Source organism: Marinobacter fuscus (assembly GCF_003007675.1).
In the GTDB taxonomy this organism is placed as follows: domain Bacteria; phylum Pseudomonadota; class Gammaproteobacteria; order Pseudomonadales; family Oleiphilaceae; genus Marinobacter; species Marinobacter fuscus.
This window is the reverse complement of record NZ_PXNP01000053.1, coordinates 140,457-156,531: the sequence shown is the minus strand read 5'-3', so window position 1 is coordinate 156,531 and position 16,075 is coordinate 140,457. Positions and strand designations below refer to the sequence as shown.

Annotated in this window: 18 protein-coding genes and 1 other RNA gene; 10 read left to right on the top strand and 9 right to left on the bottom strand. The window is 57.4% G+C overall.

Going from position 1 to position 16,075, the window contains the following annotated elements; translation table 11 throughout:
• Window positions 1–163 precede the first annotated feature (163 nt).
• Both C7H09_RS08950 and C7H09_RS08945 read left to right on the top strand, forming a co-directional pair.
• Window positions 164–2,137: a bifunctional diguanylate cyclase/phosphodiesterase gene (locus tag C7H09_RS08950; protein WP_106762209.1), complete on the top strand. Its 1,974-nt coding sequence runs from the start codon at window positions 164–166 to the stop codon at window positions 2,135–2,137.
• Window positions 2,138–2,159: 22 nt separating this feature from the next.
• Window positions 2,160–3,212, top strand: coding sequence for a DUF2333 family protein (locus C7H09_RS08945; RefSeq protein WP_106762208.1), 1,053 nt, complete (start codon window positions 2,160–2,162; stop codon window positions 3,210–3,212).
• 80 nt (window positions 3,213–3,292) lie between these two features.
• On the opposite strand, the gene ppa is transcribed toward C7H09_RS08945, so the two are convergent.
• Window positions 3,293–3,820 (bottom strand): inorganic diphosphatase, encoded by a 528-nt coding sequence (ppa, locus tag C7H09_RS08940; RefSeq protein ID WP_106762207.1) that lies wholly within the window; start codon window positions 3,818–3,820, stop codon window positions 3,293–3,295.
• 133 nt (window positions 3,821–3,953) lie between these two features.
• Window positions 3,954–4,634 (bottom strand): ribose-5-phosphate isomerase RpiA, encoded by a 681-nt coding sequence (gene rpiA / locus C7H09_RS08935; RefSeq protein WP_106762206.1) that lies wholly within the window; start codon window positions 4,632–4,634, stop codon window positions 3,954–3,956.
• 136 nt (window positions 4,635–4,770) lie between these two features.
• Here rpiA and ilvA point away from each other — a divergent pair, with 136 nt between their 5' ends.
• Both ilvA and C7H09_RS19875 read left to right on the top strand, forming a co-directional pair.
• Window positions 4,771–6,306 carry a threonine ammonia-lyase, biosynthetic gene (gene ilvA, locus C7H09_RS08930; protein ID WP_106762205.1) on the top strand — a complete coding sequence of 512 codons (1,536 nt, stop codon included), beginning with the start codon at window positions 4,771–4,773 and terminating at the stop codon, window positions 6,304–6,306.
• A gap of 209 nt (window positions 6,307–6,515) precedes the next feature.
• On the top strand, window positions 6,516–6,680 hold the full coding sequence (locus C7H09_RS19875; RefSeq protein ID WP_165794808.1) for a hypothetical protein: 165 nt from the start codon (window positions 6,516–6,518) through the stop codon (window positions 6,678–6,680).
• Here C7H09_RS19875 and C7H09_RS08925 read toward each other — a convergent pair.
• Window positions 6,650–7,297 carry a 5-formyltetrahydrofolate cyclo-ligase gene (locus C7H09_RS08925; RefSeq protein ID WP_106762204.1) on the bottom strand — a complete coding sequence of 216 codons (648 nt, stop codon included), beginning with the start codon at window positions 7,295–7,297 and terminating at the stop codon, window positions 6,650–6,652. The two genes, C7H09_RS19875 and C7H09_RS08925, sit on opposite strands and share 31 nt — an antisense overlap.
• A 279-nt stretch (window positions 7,298–7,576) precedes the next feature.
• On the opposite strand from C7H09_RS08925, the gene C7H09_RS08920 reads away from it, so the two are divergent.
• Both C7H09_RS08920 and C7H09_RS08915 read left to right on the top strand, forming a co-directional pair.
• Window positions 7,577–8,011: a hypothetical protein gene (locus C7H09_RS08920; RefSeq protein ID WP_106762203.1), complete on the top strand. Its 435-nt coding sequence runs from the start codon at window positions 7,577–7,579 to the stop codon at window positions 8,009–8,011.
• Window positions 8,012–8,030: 19 nt separating this feature from the next.
• Window positions 8,031–8,405 carry a hypothetical protein gene (locus C7H09_RS08915; RefSeq protein WP_133166216.1) on the top strand — a complete coding sequence of 125 codons (375 nt, stop codon included), beginning with the start codon at window positions 8,031–8,033 and terminating at the stop codon, window positions 8,403–8,405.
• 220 nt (window positions 8,406–8,625) lie between these two features.
• On the opposite strand, the gene ssrS is transcribed toward C7H09_RS08915, so the two are convergent.
• From ssrS to C7H09_RS08890, 5 genes are all read right to left on the bottom strand, one after another.
• Window positions 8,626–8,806: non-coding RNA, 6S RNA (gene ssrS, locus C7H09_RS08910), on the bottom strand.
• Window positions 8,807–8,866: 60 nt separating this feature from the next.
• Window positions 8,867–9,163, bottom strand: a complete 297-nt coding sequence (locus C7H09_RS08905; protein ID WP_106762201.1) for a cell division protein ZapA — start codon at window positions 9,161–9,163, stop codon at window positions 8,867–8,869.
• Window positions 9,163–9,369, bottom strand: a complete 207-nt coding sequence (locus C7H09_RS08900; protein ID WP_106762200.1) for a TIGR02449 family protein — start codon at window positions 9,367–9,369, stop codon at window positions 9,163–9,165. Before C7H09_RS08900 ends, C7H09_RS08905 begins: the two co-directional genes overlap by 1 nt.
• 121 nt (window positions 9,370–9,490) lie before the next feature.
• Entirely contained in the window at window positions 9,491–10,765 is a 1,275-nt protein-coding gene (locus tag C7H09_RS08895; RefSeq protein ID WP_106762199.1) for an ABC transporter permease, read from the bottom strand.
• Window positions 10,762–11,475, bottom strand: coding sequence for an ABC transporter ATP-binding protein (locus C7H09_RS08890; RefSeq protein ID WP_106762198.1), 714 nt, complete (start codon window positions 11,473–11,475; stop codon window positions 10,762–10,764). The genes C7H09_RS08895 and C7H09_RS08890 overlap by 4 nt, the downstream gene beginning before the upstream one ends.
• Window positions 11,476–11,543: 68 nt before the next feature.
• Between C7H09_RS08890 and C7H09_RS08885 the strand changes: the two genes are divergently transcribed.
• Window positions 11,544–12,065 carry a DUF3299 domain-containing protein gene (locus C7H09_RS08885; RefSeq protein ID WP_106762197.1) on the top strand — a complete coding sequence of 174 codons (522 nt, stop codon included), beginning with the start codon at window positions 11,544–11,546 and terminating at the stop codon, window positions 12,063–12,065.
• An 81-nt stretch (window positions 12,066–12,146) separates the two neighbouring features.
• Here the strand turns inward: C7H09_RS08885 and C7H09_RS08880 are convergent, their stop codons facing one another.
• Window positions 12,147–12,701 (bottom strand): ZrgA family zinc uptake protein, encoded by a 555-nt coding sequence (locus C7H09_RS08880; RefSeq protein WP_106762196.1) that lies wholly within the window; start codon window positions 12,699–12,701, stop codon window positions 12,147–12,149.
• 164 nt (window positions 12,702–12,865) lie between these two features.
• Between C7H09_RS08880 and C7H09_RS08875 the strand changes: the two genes are divergently transcribed.
• Genes C7H09_RS08875 through ubiH form a run of 3 tightly spaced genes read left to right on the top strand, consistent with a single transcriptional unit; the run spans window position 12,866 to window position 16,070 of the window.
• Window positions 12,866–13,462, top strand: a complete 597-nt coding sequence (locus tag C7H09_RS08875) for a UPF0149 family protein (RefSeq protein WP_106762195.1) — start codon at window positions 12,866–12,868, stop codon at window positions 13,460–13,462.
• Between the two features lie 12 nt (window positions 13,463–13,474).
• Entirely contained in the window at window positions 13,475–14,794 is a 1,320-nt protein-coding gene (gene pepP / locus C7H09_RS08870; protein ID WP_106762194.1) for a Xaa-Pro aminopeptidase, read from the top strand.
• Between the two features lie 4 nt (window positions 14,795–14,798).
• Window positions 14,799–16,070, top strand: coding sequence for a 2-octaprenyl-6-methoxyphenyl hydroxylase (gene ubiH, locus C7H09_RS08865; protein WP_106762193.1), 1,272 nt, complete (start codon window positions 14,799–14,801; stop codon window positions 16,068–16,070).
• Window positions 16,071–16,075 lie beyond the last annotated feature (5 nt).

Here is a 16,075-nt window from a genome sequence, read left to right as displayed (position 1 = left end):
CGCCTGTCTGAAATAGAATCGCACCGGCTCGATGCGAAAGTTTGCCATAAGTGAGTTATACAGAGGCATCATGCTTCTTGGGTAGAGTCTATAGTGTTTAATGTTGTGGGCGTAGGTTGCACTATGTAAATGTTTGTCAACTCTGAGGTGTTGGTCACAGGTGATGGGTATTCAAGGTCATCGGATGCGGGGTGAAGTCAGCCTGCAAACCGTTCTGCTGCTGTTTTCCGGTGGTCTGCTGGTGATCTCCCTGTTGGCCGCGCTTGCTGCCAGTTACGGGCACTTTCGCGATTATGTGTCCGACCAGCTGGCCGCCCATGCCAGGGATGGGGCAACGGCGGCGGGGCTTTCCCTTTCCAACGCCATTGACGGCTCAGACCCGGTAGCTTCGGCGTCGCTGGTGGACGCGGTATATGACAGCGGTAATTATCTGTCTGTTGAGTATCTGGGCCACGACGGCGAGCCTGTTGCTGTGCGCAGTGAACCACTCCGGCCCAGCCGCGCTCCGGAGTGGTTTGTGGCCCTGGCCGAACTGCCGCTGCCGGTAGCAGAGGCGGAAGTGGTTCGTGGTTGGAGCCGTTTGGGAAAAGTCAGGGTTGTTGGCCACCCCGGGCGTGCCTATGACGATCTCTGGCAGATCACACTGGGATTGCTGGCTGCTTCGCTGGCCACCGGCGGGGCGGGCCTGACGATTCTGTATTTGTTGCTTACCCGGGCACTCAGACCATTGCGGGAGGTAGAAGCCCAGGCCCGTGCAATTGGCCAGCGGGATTTCCGTACCCGTGTGCAGACGCGGTCGACCCGGGAACTGAACCGGGTGTCTGAAGCGATGAATCAGATGGCAGATGATCTTGGTCAGTTGTTTGAGGGACAGGGTAAGCTGATCCAGCACCTGCGGAAAGTGAACAATGAAGATCCGGTGACCGGCCTGGCAAGCCGGGCTGCGTTTGATCAGCGGGTCAAGGTGGAAGTGGAGTCGGAAGAAAAGTCCGCGGCTGGCGTATTGATTCTTGTCCAGCTGGCCAACTTTGCCAGCTTCAATGCGGAACGCAGTCGTGAAGAGGGTGACCAGTTGCTTCGGCTAATGGCGGGCCAGATTCAGCAATTTGTTACCCGGCACCCCGAGTCAATTGCCGGCCGCCGTACCGGTGCAGAATTTGCCATCTTTGTGCCGGGAGCGTCCGGTGCCGATGTCGGAATCTGGGCGGATGAGCTGGTGCAGACGCTGCACGGGCTCTACGCGGAAGTCGCGTCGCCGCTAGAGACCCGGGTGCATGCGGGCCTTGCTGTCGCTTTGCCGGGAACGGGGATCCGGGATGTGCTGGCAGCAGCGGATGAGGCCTTGCGCCAGGCGCAGCAGAAGGAGCACTCCTGTAGCCTGATGCCCGAGCAAACGCCTGGCAATCATCATAATGTTGAGGTCTGGCGCACCATCATCAGCCAAGCGATTCGTGAAGACAATTTGTCGCTCTGGGTACAGCCGATGGTGCAGGGGGAAGGCAAAGGCCTGCTGCACTATCAGGTTTTCTCCCGAATCAATACGGACGAGGGCGCTCTGAAAGCCGGGCTGTTCGTGCCTATGGCAGAGCGCCTGGGGATGATGCCCGATATTGATCGTATGCTGGTTGAGCGGGTGCTGGTACACCTTGGCGAAAACCCAGCCGAGAGCCTGGCGATTTCACTCAGTGGTGCATCTATTGCCGATGATGAGTTCCGTGGCCGGTTGCTGGGTATGCTGGCGGGTGCCGGACGGGATGTGGAACGGCTTTGGGTGGGCATCCCCGAGATTGCCATTCATCATCACCGGAAAGAAGTGGGGGGGCTGATCCGGGAGTTGTTCCGCCGCAATGTGCCGGTTGTTGTGGATCGTTTCGGTGTGGGGGGCGTAGCTTTCAGTTACCTGCGGCGATTACCCCTGAGTGCAGTGCGCATTGATCACAGCTTTGTTCGCGATGTTGACAGTCATGAAGAAAACCGGTTCTGGCTTGAGTCGGTGGTTGGCATCGCCCACAGCCGGGGCGTGAAGGTTTATGCAACGGGTGTCGAAACCGCCGCCGAATATTCGGTACTCTGCAAGTTGGGTATTGATGGCGCCATGGGATACCATCTGGGCAGGCCATTTGCCGCAGACCAGTAAATAACAGGAGATCGGGAGTCTTATGTCGGGCAGGATCAGGCAGTTTTTCAGGGACAAAAAGGACGATATACAGGATTACACCGGTGGCAGTGGTGTGATTGGTAAATTCATTCTCGGCTTGCTGTTGGTCTATCTGCTGGTGGCGATGGTTCTGGGGATTTACTGGAGCAGCGAGCCGGACACTTTTTCGGTGAGGGATCATACCCGCACCCTGGCCAGCACGATGAACCGTGAACCGGTCACCGGCTTTGCCACCACCGCGACCATGATCCGGATTGCTGAAACCCTGCTGGACAAGCCCGGCGGGTATATTTCCAACGATCTGTTACTGCCGGGCCTGTGGCTGGATAACATGCCGAACTGGGAATACGGCGCTCTGGTGCAGTTACGGGATCTCTCCCGTGCCATGCGTAAAGACATCAGTCGCTCCCAGAGCCAGTCTGCCGAAGATCGCGACCTGACCATTGCCGAGCCGCAGTTTCATTTCGACAGTGGCAGCTGGGCGATACCTTCTACGGAGAACGAATACCGGCGTGGTATCAATGCCTTGAAGCGATACCTCAACCGCTTGTCGGATCCGGCCCAGGCCGACGCCCAGTTTTTCGCCCGTGCCGATAATCTGAATAACTGGCTGGCCGATCTCGAGACCCGGTTAGGCAGTTTGTCTCGCACTCTCAGTGAAAGCGTGGGCAAGGCCTCGGTTTCTGACGCGGTGGCGAACCTCGATCCGGACGATCCACTGGCGGAAGATACCGAGGGCGAAGATGTAAAAACTCCCTGGACCAAGATCGATGATGTGTTCTACGAGGCCCGCGGCAGTGCCTGGGCGTTGTTGCACATTTTCCGGGCGGTGGAAGTGGACTTCCGCAAGGTGCTGCAGGACAAAAACGCCATGGCCAGTGTGAAGCAGATTATTATCGAACTGGAGGGTACCCAGGCGTCCATGTGGAGCCCGGTGATTCTCAATGGCAGCGGCTTTGGTGTGCTGGCCAACCACTCCCTGACCATGGCCGCTTATCTGTCCCGGGCCAATGCCGCGATCAGTGACATGCGGGATCTACTATCCCGTGGGTAACTCTTGAATGGGGGGTGCGGTTAAGCTGAATACAAAAAAGCCGGGCGATGTTGCCCGGCTTTTTGCTGTTCGAGATGAGATCAGCCCTGGTAGGCTTTGATAGAGTCTACGATGGCTTTCTTGGCAGCCGCAGCGTTGTCCCAGCCTTGAACTTTTACCCACTTGCCCGGCTCGAGGGTTTTGTAGTTCTCGAAGAAGTGCTGGATCTGGTTGCGCAGCAGTTCTGGCAGATCGCTGATTTCCTTTACATTTTGGTAGGTGGTGGTCAGCTTGTCGTGGGGCACGGCAACCAGCTTGGCGTCACCACCGGCTTCGTCTTCCATGTTTAGAACACCCACCGGGCGGCAGCGAATCACCGAGCCTGCCTGAATCGGGTAGGGGGTTACCACCAGTACGTCCAGCGGGTCGCCATCGTCGGCCAGGGTATGGGGGATGAACCCGTAGTTCGCCGGGTAGAACATCGGGGTCGCCATAAAGCGATCGACCAACAGAGCGCCCATGTCTTTATCCAGTTCGTACTTTACCGGTGAGCTGTTGGCCGGGATTTCGATGGCAACGTAAATGTCCTCTGGTGGGTTCTTGCCCGCCGGGATGTTGTCGAATTGCATGTGAGTTCCTTCCTGATACCAAGGGTTCGTTTGACTGCGGTGAAAAAGTGAGCGCAATTATACGGAAGTCTGGGCCCGATCGAAACTAAACCTTGGTCGGCTGCTTTGGATCGGGCGCCAGGCGCCCGGGTTATCAGACACCCGGGCGGGCAATGCTCTGAACACCCTCGGCGGTTCCCAGAAACAACAGGTCGGCGGGGCGGTGCGCGAACAGGCCGTTGGTGACCACGCCCACGATGTTGTTCAGCTTTTCTTCCACCAGGATCGGGCGAGAGATGTCCATATTGTGGATGTCGATGATGATATTGCCGTTGTCGGTAACAAAACCGTCCCGGTACACAGGGTCTCCACCGAGTTTGACGATTTCACGGCCAACGTGGCTGCGAGCCATGGGGATTACTTCCACAGGCAGCGGGAAGTCGCCGAGGATCTCGACCTTTTTCGAGCCATCGGCAATGCAGAGAAAGGTTTTGGCCACAGCCGCGACGATTTTTTCACGGGTCAGTGCGCCGCCGCCGCCCTTGATCAGTTCCAAGCGTTCGTTGGTCTCATCGGCGCCATCCACATAGAACTCGATTTCGTTCACCGCGTTGAGGTCGTAAACCGTAATGCCATGCTTTTTCAGTCGCTCCGCAGTGGCTTCGGAGCTGGCCACGGCGCCATCGAAGTCGTTGCGGTGTTGCGCCAGGTAATCGATAAAGAAATTGGCGGTGCTGCCGGTGCCCACGCCGACAATGCTGTCGCGATCAAGGTGCGGGGCAATGTGGTCGACGGCGGCTTTGGCAACGGCTTGTTTGAGTTCGTCCTGGGTCATGGCGGTGGCTCCAGCTCTGAAAATGGGAATTTGCCCGCTATTATACGCCTGCAGCAAGTCTGCTTATAGACGACACGCGGCCAAACTTCCTAAACTGTCGGTTTTCCCCGATCATTGACCTGTAACCGGAACCATCATGCCGCAACGCTATATCAAGAAGATACTCGATGCGCGCGTCTACGACGTGGCCCTCGAAACACCCCTGACTGAAGCCCGTAGTCTCTCCAAGCGCTTTGACAACCATATTATGCTCAAGCGCGAAGACCTTCAGCCGGTGTTTTCCTTCAAGATTCGCGGCGCCTACAACCGGCTGGCCCAGTTGTCGGAAGAGCAGAAGGCCAAAGGCGTGATCTGTGCCTCGGCGGGTAATCACGCTCAGGGTGTGGCCATGTCGGCGAAAAAACTGGGGATCAAGGCGGTGATTGTGATGCCTCAGACCACGCCGGACATTAAAGTGAAATCCGTCCGTGACCGGGGTGCCAAAGTGGTGCTGAAGGGCGATGCCTTCGACGAAGCTGCGGCCCACGCTCAGGAGCTGATCAAGAAACACGGCTACACCTACATCCCGCCTTACGACGATCCGGATGTGATTGCCGGCCAGGGCACCGTCGCCATGGAGCTGATGTGGCAGTTTTCCCAGCCTCTGCACGCAGTGTTTATCCCGGTGGGCGGCGGCGGGCTGATTGCCGGTATGGCAGCCTACATCAAGTACCTGCGCCCGGAGATCAAAGTGATTGGTGTGGAGCCTGCGGACTCCAACTGTCTGCAGGCCGCGTTAGCGGCCGGTGAACGGGTGGTGCTGGATGAAGTGGGCATTTTTGCGGACGGCGTAGCGGTTCGTCAGATTGGCGAGGAGCCCTGGGAGATCTGCAAGGATAATGTGGATGAGGTGATCACGGTCTCCACCGATGAAATCTGTGCCGCGATCAAGGATGTTTTCGAGGATACCCGTTCGATTGCCGAACCGGCAGGCGCCCTGTCGGTGGCCGGTATGAAAAAGTACATCCAGCGTGAGCAGATTGAGGGCGAGAACCTGGCGGGCGTGCTCAGTGGTGCCAATATGAACTTTGATCGGCTCAGGTACATTTCCGAGCGCACCGAAATCGGGGAGCGCCGGGAGGCCATTCTGGCGGTGACCATTCCGGAGAAGCCCGGGGCGTTCAAGAGCTTTATCAATGCTCTGCATAAACGCAGCATCACCGAATTCAACTACCGCTACGCGGACGAGCGCGAGGCGGTGATTTTTGTTGGTATCCAGATTCAGGCGGGTGGCCATGGCCGTGATGAGCTGGTTCAGGAACTGAGGGAGTCCGGGTATTCGGTGATCGATCTCACCGACAGCGACCTGGCCAAGCAGCATATCCGGCATATGGTGGGTGGGCACGCGCCTTCGGTGAGCAATGAGGTGATCTATCAGTTTGAGTTTCCGGAGCGCCCGGGGGCCTTGCTGAAGTTCTTGATGTCCCTGGGCACTCGCTGGAATATTTCTCTGTTCCATTATCGCAACCACGGTGCCGCTTATAGCCGGGTGCTGCTCGGCGCTCAGGTGGAGCCAGAGGAAACCGCCGATTTCGAGAAGATGCTCGACAAGGTGGGTTTTCGGTACGACAACATGACCGACAACGAGGCCTATCGCCTGTTCTTGGGGGCCGGAAACGGCTGTTCGAAGTAAGTTTCTGTGTTGTGCTCCGGCGGTGCTCTGCCGCCCGGGGCGCGAATTTCCTGTCAGACTCCTGCCCGCGTGAAAATCTTACGCAACGGTAACCTGTCAAAAATTGTAAAATTGAAGTTACGTGTTAGTCTTTCGTCTAATTCTTGGAGTCAAGAATAGCCGTCTGATTTTCCAGCCAAATCGTCCCGAGAAATTTAGGAATTCGCAACATGGGCAGCAAGCCTGACATTATCCGTGCCATCGTACTGATTTTTGCGGTGGGCCTGGTTATTACCGGTTTTACCTCTGCTCAGGCACCGGAAGACAAGCGAGCCAGTTTGCAGGCGCCTGCCGTGGGTTTTGTTCAGACCGCCGATCGCGGTCCGAACCGGTAGCATTGCTGGTCTGTCACCACGCCATGCAAGGGCACATCCCAGGGCTCAATGGGAAGCTTTTCGACCTTCTGTAATTGGTGCGCCAGCCCGATCAATTTTGGCGACAGCCCCGGGCGCAGCCGGCTGAAGGCAAAGGTCCGGTCGTAAAACCCTCCCCCCATTCCGAGCCTTCCCCCGGAATCATCAAAGCCGACCAATGGAAAGAGCACGGCATCCAAGGCCCAGGCGGGCCTTTGTCGCGACTTTGGGAACGACGGTTCGGGAATGCCGAACCGGTTTGCGGTCAGTTCAACCCCCTCGTAATAGGGGCTGAAAACCAGCTTGCCCGGATAGATCGGGTGCAGAATCGGTAGGTAAAAATGCAGGCCCTTACGCCGCCCCAGATCAATGTAGAGTGCCGGGTCGATTTCGCCATCGTTGGCCAGATAGATGCCGATGTGGCGGGCCCGGTGCAGACCGGGATGTTTCAGCAGATTCCGGGCAAGATTCTCTGCAGCCTGCTGCTGTTGCTCGAATGACAGCGAACGACGCTGTTGACGCAGGTGTCGCCGGAGTTTGCTGCGAGAGAGACTGTTCGGGTGTGGATCAAACGGTTTCGGTGACTGAAACTGAGTCAAAATAAAGCTTCCCGGGCTGCCGTTATTGGATGTAGCCCTTGAACCCAGAAGTTCAAGAGATTTTAGGTCTGATAATTAAAAACAGAAAGTTATTCGGGTTTCGATTATTAGCACGTTTTCATGAAGTTGTGCAGTTCAATAGCAGGGGTAAATGGTGGCTTTCACTCAGATTACCATAACCTTGATGGTGTTCGCTTATTGGCGTTCGTTATAATTCCTGATTCTTGACAACCGGAATCATTCGAGTAAGACTCCGGCAAGGATGAAAAGGAGAGATTCATGGAAGCAATCATCAAACTCGATGGATTGGGTGTCGGTATTCCCAGAACCGGCTTTGGCATCAACGCAATTTCCGCATCGTACATACAGATCAATTCTGCCCCAGGTAAGCCGCTGCGAACGTATGGTATTGCAGAATATCTTTCTGTTGGCGGAGATAACTCCACGATTGTTTATGGATCCATCAAGACGCCACCGATAAAGCTTTCACCAGAAGAGTTTCAGTCGTTTTCGTTAACCAACATGTCTGGAAAAACAATAGATATTGAGGTTAGTGGTACTTTTCTGGGTTCCGGAAAGGCGGACGTAACCATTTTACTCATTGATGGAGATGGAAGATCCCAAGAGGTTCTAAACCGGAAGGGTATCAGAATGACAGGAGGGCAACTGGCCGAAACACGGGCTCGTGGTCGTGCCAGATTGATAAGTCAATGATGGCGGAGCCTGGTGCTATATGAACGGTGCTTTTCCTCTAACCCGCCTTATTGGGCGGGTTTTACTTTTCTTGTCACGTTGCGCTGCTGCGGTTCTTTCTTTTGCATTGTTAACAGTACCGTTTGGGCGTGGTGGCTTTCAGGAAATGAGTGATGGAATATATGGTTCCGAGGCTCCGCTTATGGGGTCGAATCTCCTCGACTTTCTGGTACAACCCTGGATTTCCGTTCTATTCGCGTTTTTTATGCTGGCCTATGTTTATATCCGGTTTCGCTATATGCCGATCGCTCGACGGCGACTTGGTGATCTGTCCTATCTTGCTGTTGTTAGCGCGCTTATGATGGGCTTTCAGCTCGCTTTTTACCTTCCGGTAGTGAAGGCTCCCGCAGTCTGAAACTGATAGGCGAGATGTCATATAACGGAAATCAGGAGAGCTAAAGGTGTTCTCCTCGCACTAGGGTTGTGCCGGGGTACTCGTCCAGCCTAACTAACCGGGCTATCCTGTGCGAGCGCCTGAGGTTGCGTGTCAGACGAATGTTGAAGGGAAAACGGGTGGTGTGCGGAATGCTCGACTGTAAGTGTAAAAAGCCTCTTAGGATAGAGCGTCTGAGATAAAGCTTCCCGGGCTGCCGTTATCGGATGTAGCCCTTGAACCCAGAAGTTCAAGGTCGGTGGCCGCTGTGACATATTAGGCTTTCCCCCTTGGGGGACATGCTCACAATGCCCTGGAGTAGCCACCTGGGTATTGCGTATCGGCTCGAGGACGTACCCGACCAGCGAACAGCCCAGGAAGTTGAGCCCATTATAGGCCCATGGGCGGGGCCGATTGCAAGTGCTTCGGCCAAAGATTCCGGTTTAGTTGCCTGAGGGCTCGCCCAGTGCCTTGTCAAGCCGGTTGTCCATGGCTTTCAGGAGACTGCTGGTGGCGTCCGACATGGTGTCCCGCTCGAGTAATTCATGAGTGATGTTCAGGGCGGCCATCACCGCAATGCGCTCGGTGCCGAATACTTTGCCGGTAGAGCGGATTTCCCGCATTTTGGTATCCAGGTGCCGGGCGGCCTTGAGCAGGGCTTCCTGTTCTTCCTGCGGGCAGGCAACCAGATATTCCTTGTCGAGAATTCGGACTTCGACCGTGGTGGATGACTGTGACATCAATGGTGCTCCAGTGCCCGTAGGCGCCCGATCATGGCTTCAATCTTGTTTTTGGCAAGATCGTTCTTGTGCATCAGCTGGGCCCGTTCCCGGTTCCAGTCGTCCTGCAAATCCCTCAGCAGGGCGTTGTCTTTCTCCAGCTTTTCGCAGCGCTCAATCAGCTTGTCCAGCTTGTCCGCTAATGCCTGTACTTCGGACTGTTCCATGGCCTGCCCAACGTCAATGATTTTGTTGGGAGTTACTATAAGTGCGCGCGCCAGACCGGTCAATTTAACCCGATGTCATGGCGCGTCAGTCGTGAGGTGTGTCACCGTTTACGGCAGACCATCACAGGCCCGGTTTTTGGAAGCTTTGTTGCTTTCCGGTTCGCCAGGTGGCGAACGCCGGTAACAGCGATACTGCGAGGGCCGCCAGAGGCACTGCCCCCAGCAGCGCCCATTCATCCACGCGGAGTGGCCGGAGCCGGATTTTCAGGCTGTAATGCTCCAGAAGCCAGGGGCCGAGCGCCAGAATACCGAGCATACCCAGCAGCAAGGCCAGCAGACAGCTGGCGAGGGACAGGCCAACGCATTCCAGGCTATACAGCGAGGCGATCAGGCCAGGCGAGGCGCCGGTGGCCCGCAGTACCGCAATTTCCTGCTGGCGTTGCGCCTGCAGGGTCAGGAACACGGCGATCAGGCCAATCAGGCTGATTGCCACCACAAACGCGCTGATGCCGAGCAGCGCTTGTTCGAACTGCCCCATCATGCGCCATAACTCGCTGAGGGCAACCCCCGGCAGAATGGCAGACAGTGGTTCTTGAGTGCTTTGGTTCAGTTCCCGCTGCACGGCAAAGGTCTGTATCGGCTGGTTCAGACCAAGGAACACCGCGGTGATGGCAGTGGGTGTGTAGTCCCGGGCGCGGGCTTGTGTTGGCGAGAGCACCCGCCCGGGCAGGGCGATGCCGGATTCCCAGCCTACATGCATGGCTTCCATGGCATCCAGGCTGATGTACACCGCCTGATCGACCGGGGTGCCGGTGGGTTTGAGGATACCGGATACCCGGAACGGCAAATCCTTATGGTTGGCAAAACTGGTGCGTCCGCCGCCGTGGGACAGCACGATCTGTTCATCCAGTTGATGGCCCAGTCGGCGTGCCACATCGGCCCCCAGTACCACGTCGAACAGATCATTGAACCAGGCACCTTGGGTAAGGCTCAGGGGCTGATCGTTACCATAGCGAAAGCGCGCCAGAAACTGATCGTTGGTGCTGACTACACGGAATCCCCGATAGCTGTCGCCGAGTGAAATGGGGATCAGCCAGTCGATGCGGGCATCGTTTTGCAGCGCCTGGTAGGTCGACCAGCGGATGTTGTTGGTGGCATCGCCAATGTGGAACACCGTATACAGCAGCAGATTCAGTTGCCCACTGCGGGCGCCGACGATCAGGTCGGTACCGCTGATGGTGCTGGTGAACGATTGTCGCACCTCGGTGCGCAGATACTGGATACCCAGCATCAGGGTGATGCTCAGGGTCAGTGTCAGGCCAATCAGGGACAGCGCCCTGCGGCGATACCAAAGGCTGGCTGCGGTGAGTGACAACGCCAGTCGCAAAGTGTTCATGGTCTCGCCTCCAGGTTCAGGCGCTGGTCAAAATGCCGGGCCAGAGCCTGGTCGTGGCTGACGAACACCACGGAGCTGTTTCGTTCTCGGGCCAGATCAAGCAGTAAATCCAGAAATCGATCCCGGTTGTCGGTATCCAGGGCAGAGGTAGGCTCGTCGGCCAGGATAAGCTCTGGTGCGCCGATCAGGGCTCGGGCGGCGGCTACCCGTTGTTGCTGGCCGATGGACAGCTGGCCGACATACCGGTACCAGTGATCCCGGGTAATCCCCAGGTGGGTCAGCAGGGTTTCGGCAGCTTGTTCTGGTGCGGTGGTCGAGCGTTCCTTGCGCAGGCGGGAGAGCCGGCAGGGCAGCAGGGTGTTGGCCATGGCGCTCAGGTAGGGCACCAGATTGAATTGCTGAAAGATTACCCCGGCGTGGTCTGCCCGAAACCGATCCCGGGCGCTTGCGGAGAGCGTGTCGAGATGGCAGCCCAGTAGCTTGATGCTGCCTGAAATCGGGCGTTGCATGCCTGCCAGCAGCCCCAGCAAACTGCTCTTGCCACTGCCGCTGGGGCCATGAAGGAACAGGTGTTGGCCCTGAGGCAGTGCGATGTCTGGAAAGTGCAGAACAGCGGTCTGCCCCGGCCAGCGAAAGGCCAGGTTGCAGGTCTGGATGGCCAGTGGCTGGTCTAGCCTGGGCATTTTCAGGGCTTCTTGCTCAGTGTTCATATATCGCTTGGCTCAGTCGCGCTATGATGCCGCGGGTTATGGGTGTGATTGCGAGAGAATGATTGCCGATGTTGATCAACGTTCAAAGTTACCGGTTGTTTGCGCGTCTGGCGCTGGTAGGTCTTCTGTTGGCCTGTCAGGGGCTTGCTGCTGATGCTCGTGAGATCGACTGGCTGGAACTGATGCCTGCCGAGGATCTGGCGCTGCTGGAGAATCTGCCGGAAATTGAGCATGACGGGGACGGCCCTGCGCTATTGCCGGATGAAATCATGACTGGCCGTGTGGTGCCAGAAATGGCCAATGTTGAAGGGCGCATTCCCGGTTTTGTGGTGCCGCTGAAAACCACCAATGATATGCGCATTCTTGAGTTCTTCCTGGTGCCCTATTACGGCGCCTGTATTCACGTACCGCCCCCGCCTCCAAATCAGATTATCCATGTGAAGTATAGAGAAGGCTTCACCCTGGAAGCGCTGTACGATCCGGTCTGGATCGAGGGCGAATTGTTGATTGAGCGCACCGAGCATGAAGTCGGGAACTCTTCCTACTCCATGGTGGCAGAGTCTGTGGCGCCTTATACCGAGACCCAGTAAGTCTGGGGGCGCTTTTTTACCACGCCAAACTCTTCGAATTCTCGGAAGCTCAGTAAGTTCGCGAATTCACCGGATGGAACACTAGTGCTCTATCCGGAAGCTTGAGGCCGGGTGTTCCAGGCGAGTTCCTCCCTGGCCTTGCGGGCTTACCCACTGCACATCCAATTGTTCAATATCCGGAAATTCAGCCATCAGTGGTGTTGACCACTGATCTGAATTGCCAAGTCCCTGGCAGTCCAGCGTCTGCGATATTTCTATGTCGCCGTGGCTGTTTTCTTCATGGTCTTGATGGTGGTCGTGGTGGCCTCCCTGCGGCCAAGAAGTGTGCAGTTGGCTATCGGTGACCAGGCATCGTTGCTCCGGGGTGTTGATCAGCGGCGTGTCGCTTGCCCATCGAACCAGGTCGCTCAGTTGTTGTTTTTCAGCGTCGGTATGGGGTTGATGTTCGAAGCCTATCAGATTGGCCGCTGGGGACATGAGCATCAGTGAGATACTGTGTCCCTCGATTGCCATCTGGAGGTTGGCGTGGCCGTGTTGATGAGCTCCCGGATTGCTATTGGCGGTCGCTGTGCCGGAGGCGGCGATAATAAGCCCCGCCAGTAACGCGGTTCGGTGAACAAGTGGGTGGCATCCCATGGCAATCTCCTGGCTTTTGATATGTTATAACATTTTCTATTTGTGGCGTGAAAATGCAAGTCCGTTCTGGTGGTTCGTGTCAGGATATCTGTGGAATGGTAGGATGTGGCACTGACAACGACGCCAGTGCCAACTGGCTTTTACCACCAAGGATATTCTGCTTCATGTCTGAAACCGATAGCGCTGCGGCCCGGGCCGCCGAATTCGAACGTTGGGCCAACCTGTTTACTGCCCACCGTGCGTTCAGCCACCCCTCGGAGTTACACGGTGCGCTGTGTGGTCGGCTGGCAACCGGTGCCCGTATGGAAGACGAAGCCTGGTTGGCTACGGTGCGTGAACACATGGGATTGGCGGAAGAGACCGCCGAAGAATCGGATGAGCTGGCGCCCTTCATGGCCAATGCCTATGCAGGGACGCTGGCTCAGCTGCAAGCTACGGACATGAGTTTTCAACCTTTGCTGCCAGACGACGATTACGCCATTGAGCAGCGGCTGGAGGCTTTGATTGCCTGGGTGCGGGGCTTTCTGGAGGGCATGGCCGTAACCGCCGGAGCGTCGCTGGGCGAAGCTCCGGAGGAGATTCGGGAGCTGATCGAGGATATGGTGGCGATCAGCCAACTGTCGGAAGACGAGGAATCTGACGACGAGAGTGAGCAGCAGTTGCTGGAGATTACCGAATACGTGCGCCTGGGCGCTCTGGCGGTCTTTACCGAATTTAACGAGCCGGAGAAACCGAAAGGCCAGGCGCCCACGTTGCACTGATCAGGAGATATCATGCCTCACCGTATTCCAATGAAAGAGTTTGCCGAGCGCCGCCGTAAACTGATGGATCGTATGGCGCCGGACAGCATCGCCATTCTGCCCGCGGCTCCGGAACGGGTGCGCAACCGGGATGTATTGCATCCGTTTCGTCAGGACAGCGACTTTCATTATCTGACCGGCTTTGGTGAGCCGGAAGCTGTGCTGGTACTGATCCCCGGGCGCGAACACGGTGAAACCGTGTTGTTCTGCAAAGAGCGTAACCCGGAAAAAGAACTCTGGGACGGCTTTCTGGTGGGGCCGGAGGGGGCTATTGAGCACTACGGGGTTGATGATGCCTTCCCAATTGCCGATATCGACGACATTCTGCCCGGTATGCTGGAAGGTCGCAGCCGGGTGTATTACCCGCTGGGCAAAGATCCGGCGTTCGACAGCCGGGTTATGGATTGGCTGAAAGTGCTGCGTAGCAAGGTACGTACCGGCGCTCATCCGCCGGGTGAACTGGTGGCTCTGGAACACTTGCTGCACGACATGCGCCTGTTCAAGAGCCCCGCGGAGATCCGGGTGATGGCCAAGGCTGGCCAGATCAGTGCGGAGGCTCATTGCCGGGCGATGAAACGGGCCCGCCAGGGCGGCTTCGAGTACCATCTGGAAGCTGAACTCATCCATACGTTTATGGAGCATGGCGCCCGCTCCACCGCCTATCCGTCCATCGTTGGCGGTGGTAATAACAGTTGTATTTTGCACTACATCGAGAACCGCGCACCGCTGAATGATGGCGATCTGGTACTGATTGATGCTGGCTGTGAACTCGAGTGTTACGCCTCTGACATCACTCGCACCTTCCCGGTCAGTGGCCGGTTCAGCCCGGAACAGAAGGCGGTGTACGACGTGGTACTGGCGGCCCAGTACGCGGCCATCGAGGCGGTAAAGCCGGGTAATCACTGGAACCAGCCCCATGAGGCGGCTCTGGAAGTCCTGACCCAGGGCCTGATTGAACTGGGTATTCTCTCCGGCACTCTGGAAGAGGCGTTGGCCAGCGAAGCCTACAAACCCTTCTTCATGCACCGTACCGGGCATTGGCTGGGCCTGGATGTGCATGACGTGGGTGATTACCGGGTGGGTGATGCCTGGCGTCTGCTGGAGCCGGGTATGGTGTTGACCATAGAGCCAGGCCTGTACATCAGCCCCACCAATACCGATGTGGAAGAAAAGTGGCGGGGCATTGGCATTCGTATAGAAGATGATGTGGTGGTCACCAAAGAGGGCTGTCGCAATCTGACCGAAGGCGTCCCCAAAACAACGGACGAGATAGAAGCACTGATGGCGGATTAGGGCTGTGGCTAACAACCGGTGGGATAGCGATGTAGTGATTGCCGGCGGCGGGCTTGCCGGTGCAACTCTGGCGTTGGCGCTGGCGCGCATGGTGCCCGCCTTGCGAGTGACGGTAGTGGAAGCCTTTCCGCTGTCACCCGATGCGCTGCCAGAGGACTATCAGCCCAGTTATGATGCTCGTTCAACGGCTCTGGCATGGGGCTCACGGCTGATTTTCGAGGAGCTGGGCCTGTGGCCGCAACTGGCGGCACACGCCACCCCCATCCGCCATATTCATGTGTCTGACCGTGGCCGATTTGGGGCCACCCGGCTGCATGCCGAGGAGCATCAGCAGGATGCGCTGGGCTATGTGGCGGATAACCGCTGGATGGGGCTCTGCCTGATGCGGGCTTTGTCCAATACCGCAGTGAGCTGGCGGGCACCGGCGGCCGTTGTCCATATGGAGCCGCTGGTGAATGGCGTGCGGGTGGATCTGGAACACAACGGCGAGCCCCAGAGCCTGACGGCCCGTTGCCTGGTGGTGGCCGATGGTGGGCGATCGGGCCTGCGGGAAAAGTTGGGCTTTGTTGCCCGCACCCGGGACTATGGCCAGAACGCCTTGATTGCCAACGTCACCACCAGTGACAGCCATCAGTTTACCGCCTATGAGCGCTTTACCGATGCCGGGCCGATGGCATTGCTGCCCCACGGCTCACCCGAAAAACCCGGGCATCAGTCTGCTCTGGTGTGGACGCTGGATGACCGGGAGCTTGAACGGATGCTTGGCCTGACCGAGCAGCAGCAATGCCAGGCTTTGCAGCAGCGCTTTGGCTGGCGGCTGGGCCGCTTTACCCGGATGGGGCAATGTCATCACTACCCGCTGAAACTGACCACCATCGACCAGCCGGTTCGTTCTGGTGTGGCGCTGGTGGGTAACGCCGCTCACGCTTTGCATCCGGTGGCGGGGCAGGGGTTCAATCTGGCGCTCAGGGGGCTGATGACGCTGATGGAGCAGTTCCGCCTGGCCAGTTTGCAGCATCAGTCGCCGGGGGATATGCGGGTGCTGGCAGCGTATCATCGCCATCACCAACAGGATTGGCAGCAAACCGTACGCTTTTCCGATTCCCTGATCCGCATTTTCGGAGCGGCACCGGCACCGCTGGCGGTGGCCCGGGATGCCGGTTTGCTGGGGCTCGACCTGGTGCCGGGCGCCAAACGCTGGTTTGCCCGCAACGCCATGGGCGTGGGCGGCCGACGGCCGGTGGTGGCCGATCACAGTTCGTCCGAGAGCAGATAAGAGGC

What these genes read in the sequence shown, in the direction of transcription:
- ilvA (WP_106762205.1), top strand. Translation starts at nt 4,771, where the DNA reads ATGCCGCAACGCTATATCAAGAAGATACTCGATGCGCGCGTCTACGAC.
- C7H09_RS08900 (WP_106762200.1), bottom strand. Translation starts at nt 9,369, where the DNA reads ATGGAACAGTCCGAAGTACAGGCATTAGCGGACAAGCTGGACAAGCTG.
- C7H09_RS08890 (WP_106762198.1), bottom strand. Translation starts at nt 11,475, where the DNA reads ATGAACACTGAGCAAGAAGCCCTGAAAATGCCCAGGCTAGACCAGCCA.
- C7H09_RS08920 (WP_106762203.1), top strand. Translation starts at nt 7,577, where the DNA reads ATGGAAGCAATCATCAAACTCGATGGATTGGGTGTCGGTATTCCCAGA.
- C7H09_RS08885 (WP_106762197.1), top strand. Translation starts at nt 11,544, where the DNA reads ATGTTGATCAACGTTCAAAGTTACCGGTTGTTTGCGCGTCTGGCGCTG.
- C7H09_RS08945 (WP_106762208.1), top strand. Translation starts at nt 2,160, where the DNA reads ATGTCGGGCAGGATCAGGCAGTTTTTCAGGGACAAAAAGGACGATATA.
- C7H09_RS08915 (WP_133166216.1), top strand. Translation starts at nt 8,031, where the DNA reads ATGAACGGTGCTTTTCCTCTAACCCGCCTTATTGGGCGGGTTTTACTT.
- C7H09_RS19875 (WP_165794808.1), top strand. Translation starts at nt 6,516, where the DNA reads ATGGGCAGCAAGCCTGACATTATCCGTGCCATCGTACTGATTTTTGCG.
- rpiA (WP_106762206.1), bottom strand. Translation starts at nt 4,634, where the DNA reads ATGACCCAGGACGAACTCAAACAAGCCGTTGCCAAAGCCGCCGTCGAC.
- C7H09_RS08895 (WP_106762199.1), bottom strand. Translation starts at nt 10,765, where the DNA reads ATGAACACTTTGCGACTGGCGTTGTCACTCACCGCAGCCAGCCTTTGG.
- C7H09_RS08950 (WP_106762209.1), top strand. Translation starts at nt 164, where the DNA reads ATGGGTATTCAAGGTCATCGGATGCGGGGTGAAGTCAGCCTGCAAACC.
- C7H09_RS08905 (WP_106762201.1), bottom strand. Translation starts at nt 9,163, where the DNA reads ATGTCACAGTCATCCACCACGGTCGAAGTCCGAATTCTCGACAAGGAA.
- ppa (WP_106762207.1), bottom strand. Translation starts at nt 3,820, where the DNA reads ATGCAATTCGACAACATCCCGGCGGGCAAGAACCCACCAGAGGACATT.
- C7H09_RS08880 (WP_106762196.1), bottom strand. Translation starts at nt 12,701, where the DNA reads ATGGGATGCCACCCACTTGTTCACCGAACCGCGTTACTGGCGGGGCTT.
- pepP (WP_106762194.1), top strand. Translation starts at nt 13,475, where the DNA reads ATGCCTCACCGTATTCCAATGAAAGAGTTTGCCGAGCGCCGCCGTAAA.
- C7H09_RS08875 (WP_106762195.1), top strand. Translation starts at nt 12,866, where the DNA reads ATGTCTGAAACCGATAGCGCTGCGGCCCGGGCCGCCGAATTCGAACGT.